Source organism: Marinilabilia salmonicolor JCM 21150, assembly GCF_000259075.1.
GTDB lineage: Bacteria > Bacteroidota > Bacteroidia > Bacteroidales > Marinilabiliaceae > Marinilabilia > Marinilabilia salmonicolor.
The window spans coordinates 131,519-150,000 of sequence record NZ_AJKI01000040.1 but is presented as its reverse complement, the minus strand read 5'-3'; the positions used below and the strand labels follow the sequence as shown (position 1 = coordinate 150,000).

Here is an 18,482-nt window from a genome sequence, read left to right as displayed (position 1 = left end):
AGACGGAAAACCTTTTTCAACTAATTAACCTTAACCATACCAGACAGTTCAACAAATTCCTGACCTCAAAAAACGCAACAAATTGGTCCTGAAAACAAGTAAGAATATTCTAAGAAGGCTTCCATTCGGAAAGAGCAGCGGACTTTTTAAAGAGCCCCTGATCAACAAATTATATCTTCTGCTGGGGATATTTATTTTTACCATTGCCTCCATCCTCATTATCGGTAATTATTTCGACAAAACCTATACCATCCACTATCAGAATACAATAAGAAACCAGGAACAAAAACAACGAATAGAAGCTTTACTGAAGGAAAACCTGCTCAACATCAATCTGGACTTGAAGTCATATTCTTCCGTAACACATCCTCAACAACTAAACAACCTTCAAAACAGAATCCGGCAGAACATCAACCGAAGCCTGACAATGTTGGATAAACTTGACAAAGGTGGAAGCATTACAGTGATGAAAGCTGTAAATATGGAAAATGCCGACCGGATAGCCGAAGTTATCGACTACCGCCCCGATGAATATACCGGAACAATTCCGGAAATTCGCGACATTCCTTCCATGCTCTACGAATTGCAATCGTTAAGTGCCAAAATCACAGGTTCTCTGAAGGGACAAATGACAGGCAACGCCCCGATAGCCAAAGAGAACCTGGAATCCATCAATTTTTATCAAAAACAGGCAGAAAGTATTCTTGCACGAATCTATGAAATAGAAAATCAGATCTCCTTTCAAATCAGTAAAACCATTTCGGAATTAAACGAAAGAAGCATCTTTGTGTTTGAGAGATATTCCCGAATAAAATATCTGAGTTTAATAATCTTCTCCCTCCTGGTGGGTAGCATTACCTTTATTATAATTAATCAAATCGGATTAGTCATCCTCCACCGGCGGAAAGCAGAGGAGACCAATGTAAAACTATTAAAAGCTGTGGAACAAAGTCCGGTTTCCATCATGATCACCAATACCAATGGCATTATTGAATACGTCAACAAATCCTTCGAACAAAAAAACAACCTGACCAAGAAGGAGATAGAGGGCACCAGTCTCCACCTGCTCCAATCGGACAAGAACGATGAGTTTGCCAAAATTCTACTTGAGAATATTCAGGAAGGCCGCACCTGGAATGGAGAAATCCGATCTACCAACGAAAAGGGGGAAACCGCCTGGGATAAGATATACATCACCCCGGTTCTCAACGATGAAAATACCATCTCCAACTTTATCGCTATAAAAGAAGATGTAACAGAAAAACGTCTGTTGACACAATCGCTCAGGGAATCTATTGAAACGCTTAAAACCATTACCGAAAACCTGCCTGTGGGAATCCTGATTACCGACGAAAACCGGAATATTGTTGAAATCAACTCCACAGCAGCAACCATCATGGGATTTGAGAACCTTGAGGATGCCATTCAGGAGGTGAAGCAACAGGGATACAACCAACTCTTTGAAACCATCAAGCATGAACGTTATAAGGATGATGGATCCGGGCTTACCATATCTACTCTTGAGGAAAGACTTAATGTGAAGGAGAATAACATCTCCAGAGTAATACTCAAGAATATCATCCCCCTAAAGATCAACAATCAGCAGGTACGTCTGGAAGCATTCATGGACATCTCGGCCCAAAAAGAGATGCAACACCGGGAGGCAGAAGCCAACAAAGCAAAATCGGAGTTTCTGGCCAATATGAGCCATGAAATCCGTACGCCCATGAATGGAATTATCGGTGCCACAGAACTGCTGGGACAAACCAGGCTAAACCGTGAACAGCAAAACATCATTACCATCATCAGCCGCTCTTGCGACAATCTGCTGAACATTATCAATGACATTCTGGACTTCTCAAAAATTGAAGCCGGAAAAATGAAAATCGAATCATACTCATTCAATATCCGCTCAACAGTTGATTACCTTCTGGACCAGATGGCTTTCAGAAGCCACGATAAAAATCTGGAGCTTATTGCCTCGGTGGAGGAGACCATCCCCTCAAACCTGCTTGGGGATGAAGGACGGCTGATTCAAATCATCATCAACCTGATGGGAAATGCTGTGAAGTTCACTCAGGAAGGAGAAGTGGTGCTAAAAGTGGACCTTGAGAAGCAGGAAGGACAAAACCTAAATGTTCATTTTGCCATTGAAGACTCTGGAATAGGAATTCCTCCCGATAAAAGAGAAAAAATATTTGAGTCTTTCACTCAGGCTGACGGGTCAACTACCCGAAAATATGGTGGCACCGGGCTTGGAACCAGCATCTCGAAAATGCTTGTAGAACTAATGGGGGGAAAGATATGGGTGGAAAGTCCCAACCCCAACTTTGCCTGGTCGGCAGAAAACCCCGGGTCTGTATTTCACTTCATCCTTCCATTCAAAGCCGATAAGAAAAACCAGCAGGATGACTTCAAAAATCCACGAATGAAGTCATTGAAAGCCTTGATTGTGGACAATCATAAAACCAACTTATTGCTGTTAAAAAAAGCATTTCACAACTGGGGAATAACGCCTGTAACTGTAAGTGATGAGAAATCCGCATTTGAGAAACTGATCGAAGATAAGAGCTTTAACCTGATTCTTATTGACTCCCACATCTTCAGCAATAATGAAGAAACAGGTATTCAAAAAATAAAAGAGACAGCCCCCAATATTAAAACATTACTTTTCACCTCGCAAAACAAACATGCATTTCAGGGATTTGATATGGTGCTGGAAAAACCCATTAAGCACACAGAACTTTTCCACATTATCAATCAACTGATATTCGGCATCGATACCGACAAAAGTTCCGATAATTACAATTCCAAACCCAAAGAAAATAAGAAAATTCTGCTGGTGGAAGACAACCCCATCAATCAGAAAATAACAGAAAAAATGCTTAGCAGAATAGGAATGGTTACCACTATAACTAACAACGGGGCTGAAGCGGTGGATTTACTCATAAAGAATCAGGAAACTTTTGATGCCATTCTGATGGATATTCAGATGCCGGTTTTAAACGGATTGGATGCCACCCGTGAATTGCGAAAGGCAGGCATTTCCACCCCGATTATTGCAATGACCGCCAATGTTCTTAAAGGCGACAGAGAGGCATGTCTGGAAGCCGGGATGAATGATTATATCGGGAAGCCGGTTAAATTGAATGATCTCCAGCATACCATTCAAAAATGGATGTAACAACTCCCTGTAAATAAGAGACCCAGTATTACATTAAAATCTGAACAGCTGCTGTACCGGCCACCAAAAACCAAATAAGAAATTCGCGCCAGAATTTAGCCCCCATTTTATCGAGCCAGAAGGCAAGTACAATGGAAGGTCCAATGGCCACAATGGGGGTGAGTTCCACCGAAAAGTATGGTGTTAAACAGAGAGCTGCCGAAACCAGGATCAGCCATACAACCACTCTGAAGTGCTTTCGGGTAATGATTTTCTGAGTAGGGATATATCTGACAAGAGTAATTAATCCAATTAAAGTAACCAGAATAACGACAGGAAGATAGATCTGAGACACCAGATTGTGTCCGAACTGCCCTGTATTGCTGAACAAATTCAGCACAAAATAAACCCCAAACTCCTCGACACTGGAAAAAACAAAAAAGTAGCCGGCACTTAACATAAAAGGCAGTAAGAGCCCAAGTACAACGGCAATAAACGAACGTACCGAAAGCACGCGCAGCACACCCATCGCCACAACAATCATCGGGTATAGATAAACGCCTTTGGCATAAAAAAGCACTCCGACACCAAACAACACTCCTGCATCGAAGCATCGTACCTCCTTACGGGAAGAAGCGGGGGCTCCCATTATTCTCTCTATGCCCAGTAAAAAGAACAGGGCAAACATCCACACCATATGCAACCGTTGCACAGATAAAAAACCACTTACCAACAACCCGAAAATCAGGGCAGGAAGTACCGACTGTTTGCTCAACAAACCATAACGGCCAACCACTCGGTTGACCGTAAAAGCCGTCAATACAGCAAGTATATAGGAGAATACGGCAGCCCAAAATACGCTTTGACCGAAAACCGGACGTACAAGCCATTCCCACAAGGGCATATGTATCCCGTCGAAACTAATTGGCTGAACCCCCTCAAAAAGAAAAACCCTGACCCAAAACAAGAGTAATATAAAAGGGACAAGAATAAAAGCCATTAAGCTATTATTGTGCAACGTCCTGTAGAGCATTTTTTAACTACTTTAAATCAAATCCGATGTCCTTTCGGTAATACTTCTTCTCAAATTGTACTTTTTCAGCATTTCGATAGGACTTCTCAAGCGCCTCATCAATAGAGTTCCCAAGCGACGTAATCGCCAGCACACGCCCGCCCGAAGTGAGTACTCCGTTGCCGCTTGTGGTCCCTGCATGAAAAACAATACTGCCTTCTACGTGGTCAAGGCCCAAAATGTTTTTCCCTTTTTCATATTTTCCGGGATAACCCCCGGAAACCATCATCACAGTAACGGCTGTACGCGGATCAAATTTAGAGGTAAGATCTTTCAACCTGCCTGCAGCAACTGCCTTAAAAACCTCTACCACATCCGATTGCAAACGAGGCATCACCACCTCTGTCTCCGGGTCACCCATACGCACATTGTATTCTATCACATAGGGATCATCTTCAACTTTTATAAGTCCGAAGAAAATAAATCCTCTGTAATCAATTCCATCCTCCTTTAACCCTTCGATAGTAGGTTTAATAATGCGATCCTCCACCTTTTGCATAAAAGCATCATCGGCAAACGGGACAGGTGAAACGGCTCCCATACCACCGGTGTTGAGCCCGGTATCTCCTTCTCCGATGCGCTTATAATCCTTTGCATCCGGCAGTAGCATGTAGCTATGCCCGTCAGTGACTACAAAAACCGACAATTCAATGCCGGACAAAAACTCCTCGATAACAACGGTATCACTGGCTTTGCCAAACTTCCCGCTGAGCATCATCTGAAGCTCATTTTTTGCTTCATCAATAGCGTCAATAATCAGAACCCCTTTGCCTGCAGCCAATCCGTCAGCTTTAAGTACATAAGGTGATTTCAGGGTATTTAGAAAACGCTCACCTTCATCAATAGTATCGGAGGTAACCGCCAGATAACGGGCAGTAGGAATTTTATGCTGCACCATAAACTGCTTGGCAAACTCCTTGCTTCCCTCCAGTTGTGCCCCTCGTCGGGAAGGACCGATGACCGGCACCGATGAAATGGCAGGATCGTTCAGAAAAAAATCAACAATCCCCTGGACAAGAGGAACTTCAGGGCCAACCACAACCATGTCAATACTATTTTTGATAACAGCATTTTTAACCCCGTTGAAATCGGTGGGATCCACATTCAGGTTTTTTCCAATCAGCCCGGTTCCGGCATTTCCCGGCGCGATAAAAAGATTGTCCAGCAGCGGACTTACCCTCATTTTCCAGGCAAGGGCATGTTCCCTGCCTCCCGATCCCAGAAGTAAAATATTCATAATTTCCTCTTGTTTTGGTTTATAGTAGTCAATAATTCTGTTGTATAGCCATTGGTTTTGAGCCACTGCAGAACAGCCGGCAATGCTATTTTCAGATTAGGCCAGGCTTTTAATGAGTCGTGAAACACAATCACGGAACCGGGTCTCACATTGCTCAAAACATTGTCGGTTACCTCAGCGGGGGAAAGCGTCCGGTCATAATCACATGATAAAACATCCCATAAAACAACTTGCAGCTTTTTTTTTCTAATTTCCGAAACCCACCAGGGAAAAATAATTCCGTGAGGCGGCCGGAACCAATTAACTTTGCCACAATATTCAAGTCCCCGGTCTATATCCTCAAAATAACCTTTTCGCCCCGTTTTATGACCGGGTTGATGTGCATACCCATGAGTTCCTGTCTCAAAACCCTCCTGACGAAGTTTACCAAATACCCCGGGATATTTACGGATATTATCACCAATGCAAAAAAAGGTAGCTTTTGCATCTGCGATATTCAACTGTTCAATAACCCAAGGCGTTACTCCGGGCACCGGTCCGTCGTCAAAAGTAAGGAAAACACGTTTTTCTTCGGTGTTTTGCCTCCACAACACACCGGGGAAAAGCCACCGCAACCATAATGGCGGCTTCACAATCCATGAATTCGTTTTACTCAAAAAATCCCATTTTCTGAAGGCTGGAATTATATTTCTGATCAAGGCCTTTCAGGATTTCTTCGCGTTCAAAGCTCTCTGCAGTACGAACAATTTCACCATAAATCGCCATATTGCGGCGAATGTCGTTCATTACTCTGTTCCGCTTTCGGGGCGACAAGGAAAGGAAATAATCAAGCTCCTGGAAATTGACCTCTGCAAACCCCTTCAGAATCTCATCACCTTTTTCAAACGCCCCCGCTTTGTAATATCCTTCTGCAAGGAAAATTGAAAAGTAGTTGTGAGGAATTTTATCGGAAGGGAGCACCTCCATCGCCTTATCCAATACATTCAGCGCTTTTTCTGTTTTATCTTCATCCAGCAATGCCGTTGCAAGACGCCCCATATTGTTTCTGATGTTAATGGCCATCCTTTGATGATTTTCATCCAGATAAACTCTCGGATCTTTAAAATTCTCCAGATTGTAAACCTCCATAAAATTGTGATAAGCTTTTTCGGTATCAACACGCCCGGTAAGACCTTGCTGACGATTTGCTTTAATGGGAACAATTCTGTATCCGAATCCTTCGAGCTGGAAATATTTATCCAGTCCCACATAGTTATCGCTTCCTACTGTCACTGCATAGAATATCGGACGTTCCCAGTCGTTGGTCGCCAGCATATCCAACACAATCATTTCGTTTTTAAGGAGATAATCCCTGCTGCCAAGATTGATCTCCATTACAGAGTCAATCAGGTGAGCATATTCTTCACTGACAAAATCCTTTTGCAACAATTTAAGACTATCGGCAGGCAAACTAAACGAATTGGAAGGAAGATATTCAATTTCCGCACTGTATCCGGGAACACGCTTCGTTCTTTCATTATCGCTTTTCAGGAATGCCATTGCCTCATTCAAATCAGGTGCCCCTTCGGTTCGGTTGATAAGATAAACCATATCCCGGGTGCCTGTAACATACTGATCGTGGCTCATTGAGATGGGAAGAGGATCTGATTCATAAGCTTTTCTCTTCATCTGATCGATGTACCAGTCGGTTTGCAGATAACTAAGGTTACAAACCCTCACATCGGTACGTACACCTTCCACTTCCTGAACATACCAGAGCGGGAAGGTATCATTGTCCCCGTTGGTATAAATAATCCCGTCCTCATCAATAGTATTGAGATAATTAATGGCCAGATCGCGGGCAATGGTCCGGTGTGAGCGATCATGATCGTCCCAGTTCTCTGCTGCAAGAATACCAGGCACCAGTCCCAATGCAACCAAGGTGGAAACCAGGGCAGCATTTTTACCACCGAAAACCTTTCGCAGTCCATCAACCAGAGCCAGCACACCCAGCCCAATCCAGATGGAGAAGGCATAAAAGGATCCTGCAAAAGCATAATCCCGCTCACGCGGCTGAAGAGGCGTCTGATTCAGATACAACACAATGGCCAGTCCGGTAAGGAAAAATAAAAGCATGACAATCCAAAACCCCTGCTTGCCCTGACGGCCGGAACCATATTGAAAAAGTAATCCAATAAGTCCCAACAAAAGAGGCAGGAAATAATAGGCATTTCTCGCAGGATTGTTCTTCAAATGATCGGGTAGTTTGCTCTGGTCACCCAGCATGGTATTGTCAATAAAAGGAATACCGGAAATCCAGTTTCCGTGATGCAATTCGCCATGACTCTGAATATCATTTTGACGGCCGGAGAAATTCCACATGAAATAGCGCCAGTACATATGGCGTATCTGGTAATTGAAGAAAAACGTAAGATTCTCCCCAAAAGTTGGCAACTGAATGGTTTTGGGTTCTCCGTTGCTGTCTCTTACCGTAACCGGTCGTCCTTCAATGTTGGCCCACTTTTTATACTCAGAGATATGATTCTGTTGACGACTGTACATCCGGGGGAAGAAGGTGGTTGTGTTGGGATTAAAAACATACTCCGGTCGGTACTGAACAATCTCATACTTTCCATCTTTTTTGATTCTCACGGGAGACCCTTCCTTTGCCTGTGATGCCTGTCTGTCTATTTCCGAGTTGTAGTATTCCCCCGTAAAAAGCGGCCGGTCACCATACTGCTCCCGGTTCAGGTATGAAATCAGCGAAAACACATTGTTGGGTGAGTTCTGATCCATTGTTGGTTCGGCAGCAGAACGAATAACGATCATGGCAAAAGAGGAATAACCAAAAATAATGACAGTAATGGCGGTGAGAGCAGTATTTAAAACCACCTTTTTATGTTGGTAGGAATAGTAAATACCAAAAATAAGTCCGCCAATGAGAAGAATTCCGTAAACCAGTAATCCTGAGTTAAACGGAAGTCCCATTCCGTTGACAAAAGCCAGCTCAAAAGCACCGGCAATTTTGGGAACTCCCGGAATAATCCCGTAAAGAATAAAAAGAAGCAAAACTGCGGAAATCCCCAGGGCTCTCAATGTATTATTCCGGGTAATCTCAAATTTCTTAAAATAGTAAACCATCACAATGGCCGGAATAGCCAGCAGGTTCAACAGGTGTACTCCAATGGACAATCCCATCAGGTACGCAATAAGGATAAGCCATCGGTTGCTGTGCGGCAAATGAGCCACATTTTCCCATTTCAGGATGGCCCAAAAAACGGCAGCAGTAAAGAGACTGGACATGGCATACACTTCGCCTTCCACAGCCGAAAACCAGAAAGTATCGGTAAAGGTATAAGCCAAAGCACCTACCAAACCACTTCCCAGAACAGCCCAATAACGCCAGTCCTCAGGCGACTCCTGATTATCCACAAAAATCTTGCGGGCCAGATGCGTAATGGTCCAAAACAGGAAAGCAATGGTCATCGCACTGGACAGAGCTGACATGGAGTTAATCATGGCTGCAACGTATGTTTCATCAGGCGCAAAAAGGGAGAAGAAACGCCCCAACAACATAAAAAACGGTGCTCCCGGAGGGTGACCTACCAATAACTTGTAGGATGCAGCAATAAATTCACCGCAATCCCAAAAACTGGTTGTCGGCTCAATGGTCAGCAGATAAACCGTAGCTGAAATCAAAAAGGTCAGCCAACCCAATGCGAGATTAAACTTTTTGTATTGTCTCATCTGTATTTTGTTTTCCTTCGTTTTTGGCGTTTCAAAAAACAACTGACAACCGGCTTGTGATGGTAGGCTTCCGTACCACCATTTCACCAAAAGCATTTTCGGATCTGCCTGATTAATCAGAAGTTTGCCAAAAATACATAAAAGTTAGAAAAATCCCTGCTTTATCGTTAGAGAAGTGAAACCTTATTTAGTGCCTGTCCATAAACTAAGCGTTTTTCACGTGTTTGAGATAGAAAGTCCAAATTCAAGGCGTGTGAAAAATCTAAACCGCAGAATACTAATGTATTTGAGGATTTAGATTTTGAGCAATAGCCTGGGGCAACTCCCCAGGGAAATTGAAATAACTCCCCCCTCTCATTATTGGTCACGTCGCGACCAATAATGAGAGGGGGTGGAGGGATACCTCAAAACCCAGGGCGTTGCCCTGGGCTATTTGCTTTCAGGCTTTCAGCCTGCTTACATTTTGCATCTAACCTTTCTTATGCATAAGGCAGGTTAGAGTCTGATGGAACTCGCATGTAAGGAATTTATTCATTGTTTTTTGTGGCATCACTTGCCATGCTCGTTTCTTTACTTTTGAGCAACGGAGAATCCACTTACCTGTTTTTCAAAAAATCTCAACCGTCCCAAAACATCAGCCATCACAACTCCAAGTTGCGCACTTTGCCGGATGTACATAGCGCGATAATACTCAATAGATTCTGATATGGCCTGTAAAAACTTTTCATTTGCGGCCTTTTTCCGGACATCTGATTCTTCCTGCGGCTTCAATTTCTCAAAAAAGTAATTGACATACAGCTCCAGCTCTTTCAAAAAGATATGTGGTCGATCTGACCGGCTCATGATGTTTTCCCGTCCGTAAATATGATCTGCCATCTCCTTTAAGGAAGCCTCTTTGTCAAAATATGCCATATTAGGTCCGGGACAAACAGAGACTCCGGCACCTTCACTTAAATGGGAAATGCCGTTAGCAATAAGAGCAGAAGTCCCCAGCCCAACGCAAATACAGGACTTTTCGGTAATTTTTTTAATTTCCTGATTAATGGCTGCCTGCGATGACAATTCTGCTTCGGCCAGTAGGATTTTCTTCCGCTGATACTGACGAGAAGCAGTACACACCGGACGCCCTGAAAATTCACTATTCAACGAACAATATTGTTTGGTACAGTTGCTTCCCGGACGGTTGGCTTCGATATTGCTCTCTTTTTCCAGGTCCTTGGTATTTCCCCTCAGGTTATTAAAAGGAACACCCAAAGGGGATATATCACTCAGATAAAGATCCTTTTCTTTAGCCCGGCCAAGCTTATTGATCGTATCGGCATCAATACTAACGGCCTCGGGAACCATAAGGAAAGGAGTTCCCCACCCCACAGAATCCAAATGATAATGTTGAAGCAGAAATTGATGCTCCGCTGCAGTTCCCACACCGCCCTGTGCAGAGAAACGCAATGCGGGCGCCTGCTCAGGGCACCTCATCCCCTTTGCTGCCAGACCTGCACAAAAGGTAGCAAATTGATCATTAATCAATTCATTCCTCTTTTGTTTAAATTCTTCAAGCACCGGCCCCATAAGGTTTCCCTGCGAAGCAAAAGCATGGCCACCGCAATTCAGACCTGATTCAATGCGAAATTCTGACACCCAGATGCCCTTTTTGGCAAGCATTTTCCCCTGCACCACGGCCGACCGAAAATCACTTACTTTTATGGTCACTTTTTTCTTAATCAGTCCCTCCTGGTCGGGATAAAAATCATCCCATTTCTCCATATAACTAAAAAGACGGGGATTCATTCCGGCCGATAATACCAGCGAAGACGACAGATTACTTTGTGCAAAGCCTCTCAAAGCAGCATGGGCATCATTAAATTCCACCGGCAGCTGTTCTCCTCCTGCAAAATTGGGCTTATCCAGTTTGGTCATAATATTGACATCGATTTCACCAGGTTGAAGATTCTCCCAAACCCATTCTTTCAGATCATTGAAATTGGCATTTTGTTTCAGATAAAAATATGTCTGCCTTGCCTTTGAAGAAGCCGGAAGCATCTCGAAATACTTGTCAACTTCTTCACTTTTTCTGGAAAAGGAATTTTTCATTCCGGCAATCTTCTCTTTAACCATCCCATCCATCAGGTCTAAAAAAGCTGTAATGCGTCGGGCTCTGAAATCAGCAACTTTTGAAGAAATCCCCTGAAAAGGAGAGTTCATACTTTTGCTGTGAAACTCCCGCATTTTCTCCATAAGCATATCATCAACCAGGGATACTACGGAAGTTATCCCCAAATGGGCAAGCTTAAGAGGACTGTCAATGGTATATCCAATGCCCATAACAGGCACGTGAAATGTGTGGGGACTAAAATTGTGCATTCGTTTAAAATTTGATTTTTAAAAGTTGAACAGGGCCCCCGATTATCTCTTCCACATCCTTTCCGACAAACGGGAACAGCCTGGAATAAATTTGAAAAATCAAAGCTCCATTCATGTTTCAATAAAATAACTGAAAAGAGATGCAGAAGAAATCAGGATGATTGATATTCGCAGAATTATTTTGCCGGCATCAGCTCTTTTGATGCAATAAAAAGTACACCTTCGGTTAAGTCGGAGTGCCCCGGCTATCCTCAATAAACCCGTTTTACCCGGGCGAAAAAGGCGAATATTGTCAAAAAAGAATTAATCTACTTGTTCTTTACATTTATGGAAGCAAAGGTAACGAAGAATATTACATTCGACTCATAAATATTGTAAAAACAAATCTTTTGACGCAATTAAAACAATCTGTTCAAAAACTACAAATCCTTTGAAGTTCCATTTCCAGTTCTATGGCCTGTTGATCCATATTTAGTTGTTTCGAGAGATGATGTAAATCCTTAAAAAAGTCGCAATAGCGTTGATTCAGATACTGCAAGTCGAATCCTGAGTAATAAAAACAGTACAAATCAGACAAATTTACATAAACCAAATCATTCACCAATCCCGAAGCCTGATCCCTCTTACCGGTCAACTGCAGCAGTTGTGCCATCTCAAGCATCTTTGCCTGATCCTGCATGGGTGAAAAGGGCCATTCCTGCAAGCTTTTCCGAAGAACTTCTCCGGCCCTTTCTTTGTCGCCGGCAGCCAGCAACTCCCTGGCCAGTTCCAACGCAGCATCCCGATATTCTGAAGTGGAAAGTGCCTGACGACAAGTGTTATCGTACCAGGTTTCGTTCTTTCCAAGAGAAATGCTGTCAGAAAAAAGGGCCCATCGCGCCTCTAAATGAGCCGGAACTTCTTCATCAGATAAAGTGCCGGAAACAAGTCTGAGTGTTAACCCAAACGGTTGCAAGTGATTTTTAAAGCTTCCAAGCGATGCTACATCCACGTTGCGCGTAAAACATACAGGCCGCTGAGCAGCATTGCCAGCAACCACATCAAGCAACGTAAGATCCCCGATGGATAAATAGGAACGTTCAAGGGTGAACTCCAATTTTTCTCCATCCGACAACATCATTTCCCATTCGGGATGTATTCGGTCATTACGGCTTTCCTCCACTCCTGATTTTGTCCACGCTGACAATTTTTCCAGTATCTCAACAGCCCCACCGGGGGCAGAGTAAATGGATGAAACCGGGAAAAACTCCACTGCATTGTTGCGATAAAAATCCTCCGGGAGTGTCATTTCAAGGGCCCCATTCCCTTTTTGAGCACGTCTGAGGTATTGCTGATACCAGGTGGCATGCAACAAACCAAGATTCACAATCCTCACATCGGGACGAACATCCTCTGATTGTTGAACGTACCACAAGGGATAAGTATCATTATCGCCATAGGTGAACAATATACTGCCCGGAGGACAGCTTCGCAACTGTGCTGCTGCCAGATCACGGGCAAGATACCTTTCCGACCTGTCGTGATCATTCAGATTAACGGAAAACAAAAGCCCCGGACCAGCCAGAAACAACAACAGTCCCGACAACGCAGTGGTTAAGACCGAAGCGGAGAAATGAAGAATTGTACGTAAAAGGTTGTAAAACCCGATTCCCCCAAAAAGGGCAAGTGCCATGAATGAGGCCACATATACATAATCACGTTCCCTGGGCTCATAAGGAGGCTGATTGAGGTAAAGCACCAATAATGGCCCAGTCATCAGAAACACAGTACCCAGCACCACCAGCACCTGCTTGCGTCCCGGCCCCTTTGCCAACAGGAAAAAAAATCCCAGTAAAACAAAGACAAGTGGCAACCCGTAATAATGATTGGCTGCAGCACTGTAGGCTTCTCCGGAATGAAAATACTCCCGGCTGCCCAGCATGTGTCCGTCGATAAAATCAATGCCGGAAGCCCAATTTCCGGACACAATGTCTCCATGTCCCTGTTCATCATTCTGCCGTCCCACAAAATTCCACATCACATACCGCAAAAAACTGTGACCCATCTGATATTTAAGAAAAAAATCAACCTGATGGGCCAGTCCTGGAGCATCCATATCCCCATCAATTCCCGACCACCACTCGTAACCTTCTTTGTGATGACTTTGGCGACTATACATCCGGGGAAAAAACACATAGTCATCCTGATGATAAGAAAAAACAGTGCCGACTGGTACAGCTTCATACCGGGAATCCTCCCGGTTAAAAACATATCCGCTGACTGTAGTCCAGTCTTCCACCTGTGCCCAGGCATGAGCCCCCACCATTAACGGCCGGCTACCGTATTGAGTGCGGTTAATATAGTCATGCATGGCAAACACATTATCGGGAGCATTCATGTTGATATCCGGATTAGCAGAAGCCCGGACCGGCACCATCAGGTAAGAAAACCATCCCATAAGAAGCAGTCCTGCAATGGTAAAGCCAAAATGCGCTTTGGGATATCTTCTAAAGGAAAAAATCATGCCGGATATTGTTCCGCCTGCAAGAATTATAAGCCACACCAAAACACCCGAGTGCTGAAATAGTCCCCAGTTATTGACCAACAACAACTCAAGTTCCATGGCCGGCCATAGTCCATAGGATACTAAACCAAAAAATAAAGTTCCCAAAGTTACAAAACCCCAAAAAAGCCCCAACAAGGTTGATTTAATCCCGGATCTGAATCTTTTCCAGAAAAAAAATAAAACAAAAACCGGAGTCATCAGCAAATTCAACAAGTGTACGCCAATGGAAAGCCCCAACAAAAACACTCCGAGATAGAACCACCGGGGGGATTCATCGCCACTCAAATACCACTTCAGAAAACTCCACAGTGTTATGGCCGAAAAAAAGAGAGACAGCGCATACACTTCTGCTTCAACGGCAGAATACCAGAATGTATCTGTAAATGCAAACAGCAATGCTCCAGCCCCGGCAGCCACCTGCTCAATCCACCGCGGAGCCAGACGCTCCTGAGTCCGCACCATCCTGAACAGAAGTAATAAAATCCGGAATATAAAAAGCACCGTAAACGCAGAAGCCACAACAGATAAAAGATTTACAAACAAGGCAACACCGGCAGTAGTGGGAGCAAAAACCGTGAACATACGAGCCAGCATTAAATATACCGGTGCTCCGGGAGGATGTGGAACCTGAAGCATGGAAGCTGAAGCAATAAACTCGCCGCTGTCCCAAAAACTAACGGTGGGTGCCACCGTTTTGCCATAAACCAGCAAAGAAATCCCAAGAATCAGCAATCCCGGAAAGTTTTTTTTCAGATAACTCAACCCCTTTTGCATTACAAATAATCTTTTGGCTGCTAAACTATTGCAAAAGCACCGTAAAAACAAGACTCAACAGAAGTTGGATAATCTTTAATTTTTTTGAGAAATATTTTTTGCGGGTTCATTAAAAACATCCTATATTTGCATCGCTTTTAAAGGAAAAAGCATTCAATGATTGTCCCGTTGTGTAATGGTAGCACAGATGGTTTTGGTCCATCCAGTCCGGGTTCGAATCCTGGCGGGACAACAATACCACATTCAACGAATAACAAAAAGCTGTAAATCCCCTGATTTACAGCTTTTTCTGTTTTTAGCCCATTCATCAAAAACCATCAAAAACCACAATGACGGTGAACAAAATGGTGAACAAATTTTTTTCGTATATTTGTTATTAGCAATCACCGTAAGCCCTGGTTTATTGTTTGTTACATTATTCTCTCATTTCATTTTCCGATGAGTTTTGAGCTGAAATTTAACTGTTCACGGTGAACAGAATGTCAAACATTAAACACAGCAGTCATGGCAAACGCTCAAAACTTCACTGTATCCTTTATTATTCGCACCCAACGGATAAAAGAAGGCAAAGCCCCCGTCTTCGCGCGCTTTTCAATAAATGGACGAAGAACAGAATTCTCCGTCAAACGAGCAGTTGACCCGGAATTATGGAATAAAGAAGCAGGGAAAGTAAAGTCCAAATCCAAAGAAGCACCACAAATCAATACCCATCTCGACAAAATCAGGAGAAGAATAATGGACTGTTACGAAGAAGCCCTGCTGGCCGGGAAACTTATCAACGGACAAACCATCAAGAATGCCTATTTCGGAATCAATGAGCAGCAGATTAAAACAACAGACGATTTATTTGAATACCACAACACTACGTGTCAGACAAAACTCTCACCAAAAACCTACCAGCTATATCTCATCACCCAAAATCTTTGGAGAGAATTTCTATCAAAAAAAACGAAAAGCAACACCATTGCAGTAAAAGCCATTGACTACACCTTACTGGTCGATTTCGAATTATTCCTTCGAAAGCGGGATGGACGACTTGTGGACACAAAGCTCTGCAACAACACAGCAATGAAGCATCAGGCAAGAATACGTAAAATGTTGAATCTCGCCGAACGTGTAGGATGGATTTCATCAAACCCCTTTAAAAGCTACAAACTAAAATACGACAAATTCGACAGAGGATTCCTGGATAATGACCAACTCTCCCGGCTGGAGAATTTCACGTTTCTTTCACCCCGGCTTCAAACAGTAGCAGATCTCTTTATTTTTTGTTGCTATTCCGGTGTAGCTTATATTGATTTACAAAACCTGACCAAAGACAATCTTATTAAGGGAATAGACGGTCAGAACTGGCTATCCTTCCACAGACACAAAACCAGGATTTCAGTCAAACTCCCGCTTTTGAGCAGGGCACAAACCATCATCGATAAATATTCCGACTATCCACCTTTAGATGGTCAGTCTTGGCTACTCCCCCGAATTTCCAATCAAAAAGGAAACGCCTACCTCAAAGAAATTGCCGACTTAGTAGGTATCAGGCAAAACCTTACTTTCCACATGGCACGCCACACCTTTGCAACGACGGTAACCCTAAGCAATGGTGTACCCATCGAAACCGTTAGCAAGATTCTGGGACATACAGACCTCAAGACCACTCAAATTTATGCCAAAGTAATAGAGAATAAAGTGGCAAACGATATGCAATCACTCAGGAACAAACTGGAAAGGCCAGGCTTCCAGCCCAATAGAAAAACAAATCAATAGCATTTGTTTTGTTTTATAGAAAAATCAGGCTACTTTTAACATATTAAAACCAACATTTAACCCAAAACACCCTAAAATGCAAAAGAGCCTGGTTTTTCTTGAGGACCTGGTATCTAAAGCCGGTTCCATACCGTACCTCAAAGATGAGCGTAAATTCAAACGATTAATTACCTCATTCAAAACATTTGTTTTCAAACTGGCAGCTCAATCCATTTCAACTAAGGAGAAAAGGCAATCCTTGTCATACCTGCTTGATATCATATCACATATCATGAATGAAAATGACTGCAGTGAGGAATCATCCGCCAATACTTTAAATCAACTAAAAAAATTCATCCTGTTCCTCGAATTCAATTACCAAACCCTGTTCAACTATCAAATGAACTCCCCTCGGTACATGGCTGAATCACTTCGGGAAGAGCTGAAAAACAAATACACAACCCTTCAAGCCGGATTGAAAGACAAAGGAATTCCGGATAATCTGATAAACGTCGCACTGAAACCAATCCGGGCCAATTTCGAAAAACAAAAAAACATTCGGTTTTATCGATATTTTTATTTATCCCGATATCACCAGTGGCTCGACGAATATCTTTCAATCAACAATCACTTTCATAATGCTGAATGTGATCTCATTTGTCTTTTGATATCCAGAAATCTCAACACAATCTCTTTCCAGGCATATCTCACCAATTACATTAAAACCCTTTTAGACAACCAGCCCTATCTCCATGAAAAATCAGACATTCTGCATAATCTGAAAATTTGTCTTTCTGATTTGCCCCGTTCTACATTTATGATGTACTCAAAAAAGAATCCTTCTGCGAAAAGCTTTTTTCAAAAAGCAATCAATTCCAGAATTCAATATTTTGATAAGATAGCGAATAACAATCAGTCTCAGGAATTAAGAGAACCAAAAAAATATTACTCAAGACCCCGACTGCAGACATCGCTAAAAGTCAGCCATCTGGGCATCCTATGCAGGCTACTCCATGAACATGGTCACATAATTAATGCAACGTCAACGGAGCTCACAAACTCTCTGGCAACACTTCTGGAACTCAAAAACAAAGAAAAAATATCCGCCGCCAGCCTTCGCAACAAATTCTACTCCCCTGATGAGAAATCACTCAGAGAGTTCAAGTCTATCATCAAAACCTGGGATGATAAAATCAACGAAATACTCTACGATATCAATTACAAATAAAAGAACAAATCCATCTCCATTAATCCCAAAACCCGATAAAATCAAGTGTTAAAGACCACTTTCAGGTGATTTTCAAAAATCACCTGAAATACCATCTGCAACCCAAATGTTAAATTTCACTTTTTTCCAATCCTCCAACCCGCATAACATCAAGGGTTGCACCTGGGTTGCGCAACCCACTGCAACCCAATTTTTTCTCCTCAGTTTCTCATATTTGTTGCATCTCAAACTTCATCGGAAAAATTATGAGTATTCAAATTGTAACGACAGAGGAACTTCGTCTTTTCAAGGAAGACCTCATCACCGAAATCAGGGCCATCCTGGAAGAAACTTCAACAAACTCCACAGATGGCCGAAAGTGGCTGCGCTCAGCCCAGGTCAAAGAACTCCTGAGCATATCATCAGGAACCCTCCAAAACCTTAGAGTAAACGGCACTTTACCTTTTACACGGATTAACGGAGTCATCTATTACAACAAAGATGACATTGATGCCCTCCTAAACCAAAACATGGTCCGATAAGAATAGGAAACCCCAATTCGTTCAAAATCCACTATCAACCTTTTTTCTAATTTTTGATTTATGCCTTACACCAAAACGAGGCTTACTACCTAAAAGGCGCGCGGGCCCGTCC

10 protein-coding genes and 1 tRNA gene are annotated in these 18,482 nt (G+C 43.0%); 5 read left to right on the top strand and 6 right to left on the bottom strand.

What is annotated here, in order from left to right:
- Nucleotides 1–82: 82 nt before the first annotated feature.
- Nucleotides 83–3,184, top strand: a complete 3,102-nt coding sequence (locus W7W_RS0116980; RefSeq protein ID WP_010664873.1) for a PAS domain-containing hybrid sensor histidine kinase/response regulator — start codon at nucleotides 83–85, stop codon at nucleotides 3,182–3,184.
- A 28-nt stretch (nucleotides 3,185–3,212) separates the two neighbouring features.
- Here the strand turns inward: W7W_RS0116980 and W7W_RS0116975 are convergent, their stop codons facing one another.
- The 6 genes from W7W_RS0116975 to W7W_RS0116945 all read right to left on the bottom strand — a co-directional run bounded on the left by W7W_RS0116975 (nucleotide 3,213) and on the right by W7W_RS0116945 (nucleotide 14,878).
- Entirely contained in the window at nucleotides 3,213–4,163 is a 951-nt protein-coding gene (locus W7W_RS0116975; RefSeq protein ID WP_010664872.1) for a hypothetical protein, read from the bottom strand.
- A gap of 40 nt (nucleotides 4,164–4,203) precedes the next feature.
- The gene (gene purD / locus W7W_RS0116970; protein WP_010664871.1) at nucleotides 4,204–5,472 is read right to left on the bottom strand and encodes a phosphoribosylamine--glycine ligase; all 1,269 of its coding nucleotides are present in this window, start codon (nucleotides 5,470–5,472) and stop codon (nucleotides 4,204–4,206) included.
- Nucleotides 5,469–6,128 carry a polysaccharide deacetylase family protein gene (locus tag W7W_RS0116965; RefSeq protein WP_025006847.1) on the bottom strand — a complete coding sequence of 220 codons (660 nt, stop codon included), beginning with the start codon at nucleotides 6,126–6,128 and terminating at the stop codon, nucleotides 5,469–5,471. The genes purD and W7W_RS0116965 overlap by 4 nt, the downstream gene beginning before the upstream one ends.
- The gene (locus tag W7W_RS0116960) at nucleotides 6,121–9,198 is read right to left on the bottom strand and encodes a DUF2723 domain-containing protein (RefSeq protein WP_010664869.1); all 3,078 of its coding nucleotides are present in this window, start codon (nucleotides 9,196–9,198) and stop codon (nucleotides 6,121–6,123) included. The genes W7W_RS0116965 and W7W_RS0116960 overlap by 8 nt, the downstream gene beginning before the upstream one ends.
- 570 nt (nucleotides 9,199–9,768) lie before the next feature.
- Nucleotides 9,769–11,559, bottom strand: coding sequence for a hypothetical protein (locus W7W_RS0116955; RefSeq protein ID WP_010664868.1), 1,791 nt, complete (start codon nucleotides 11,557–11,559; stop codon nucleotides 9,769–9,771).
- Nucleotides 11,560–11,971: 412 nt separating this feature from the next.
- Entirely contained in the window at nucleotides 11,972–14,878 is a 2,907-nt protein-coding gene (locus W7W_RS0116945; RefSeq protein ID WP_010664867.1) for a glycosyltransferase family 117 protein, read from the bottom strand.
- 161 nt (nucleotides 14,879–15,039) lie between these two features.
- Here W7W_RS0116945 and W7W_RS0116940 point away from each other — a divergent pair.
- From W7W_RS0116940 to W7W_RS0116925, 4 genes are all read left to right on the top strand, one after another.
- Nucleotides 15,040–15,110 (top strand) — tRNA-Gln (locus W7W_RS0116940).
- A 272-nt stretch (nucleotides 15,111–15,382) separates the two neighbouring features.
- Nucleotides 15,383–16,642 carry a site-specific integrase gene (locus W7W_RS0116935; RefSeq protein ID WP_010664866.1) on the top strand — a complete coding sequence of 420 codons (1,260 nt, stop codon included), beginning with the start codon at nucleotides 15,383–15,385 and terminating at the stop codon, nucleotides 16,640–16,642.
- Between the two features lie 76 nt (nucleotides 16,643–16,718).
- Nucleotides 16,719–17,849: a hypothetical protein gene (locus W7W_RS0116930; protein WP_010664865.1), complete on the top strand. Its 1,131-nt coding sequence runs from the start codon at nucleotides 16,719–16,721 to the stop codon at nucleotides 17,847–17,849.
- A gap of 245 nt (nucleotides 17,850–18,094) precedes the next feature.
- Nucleotides 18,095–18,370, top strand: coding sequence for a helix-turn-helix domain-containing protein (locus W7W_RS0116925; RefSeq protein WP_010664864.1), 276 nt, complete (start codon nucleotides 18,095–18,097; stop codon nucleotides 18,368–18,370).
- The last annotated feature ends 112 nt before the right edge of the window (nucleotides 18,371–18,482 follow it).

Bases quoted from the DNA above. Each gene is read 5' to 3' on its own strand.
- W7W_RS0116975 (WP_010664872.1), bottom strand. From the start codon at position 4,163: ATGGCTTTTATTCTTGTCCCTTTTATATTACTCTTGTTTTGGGTCAGG.
- purD (WP_010664871.1), bottom strand. From the start codon at position 5,472: ATGAATATTTTACTTCTGGGATCGGGAGGCAGGGAACATGCCCTTGCC.
- W7W_RS0116960 (WP_010664869.1), bottom strand. From the start codon at position 9,198: ATGAGACAATACAAAAAGTTTAATCTCGCATTGGGTTGGCTGACCTTT.
- W7W_RS0116955 (WP_010664868.1), bottom strand. From the start codon at position 11,559: ATGCACAATTTTAGTCCCCACACATTTCACGTGCCTGTTATGGGCATT.
- W7W_RS0116945 (WP_010664867.1), bottom strand. From the start codon at position 14,878: ATGCAAAAGGGGTTGAGTTATCTGAAAAAAAACTTTCCGGGATTGCTG.
- W7W_RS0116935 (WP_010664866.1), top strand. From the start codon at position 15,383: ATGGCAAACGCTCAAAACTTCACTGTATCCTTTATTATTCGCACCCAA.
- W7W_RS0116930 (WP_010664865.1), top strand. From the start codon at position 16,719: ATGCAAAAGAGCCTGGTTTTTCTTGAGGACCTGGTATCTAAAGCCGGT.
- W7W_RS0116925 (WP_010664864.1), top strand. From the start codon at position 18,095: ATGAGTATTCAAATTGTAACGACAGAGGAACTTCGTCTTTTCAAGGAA.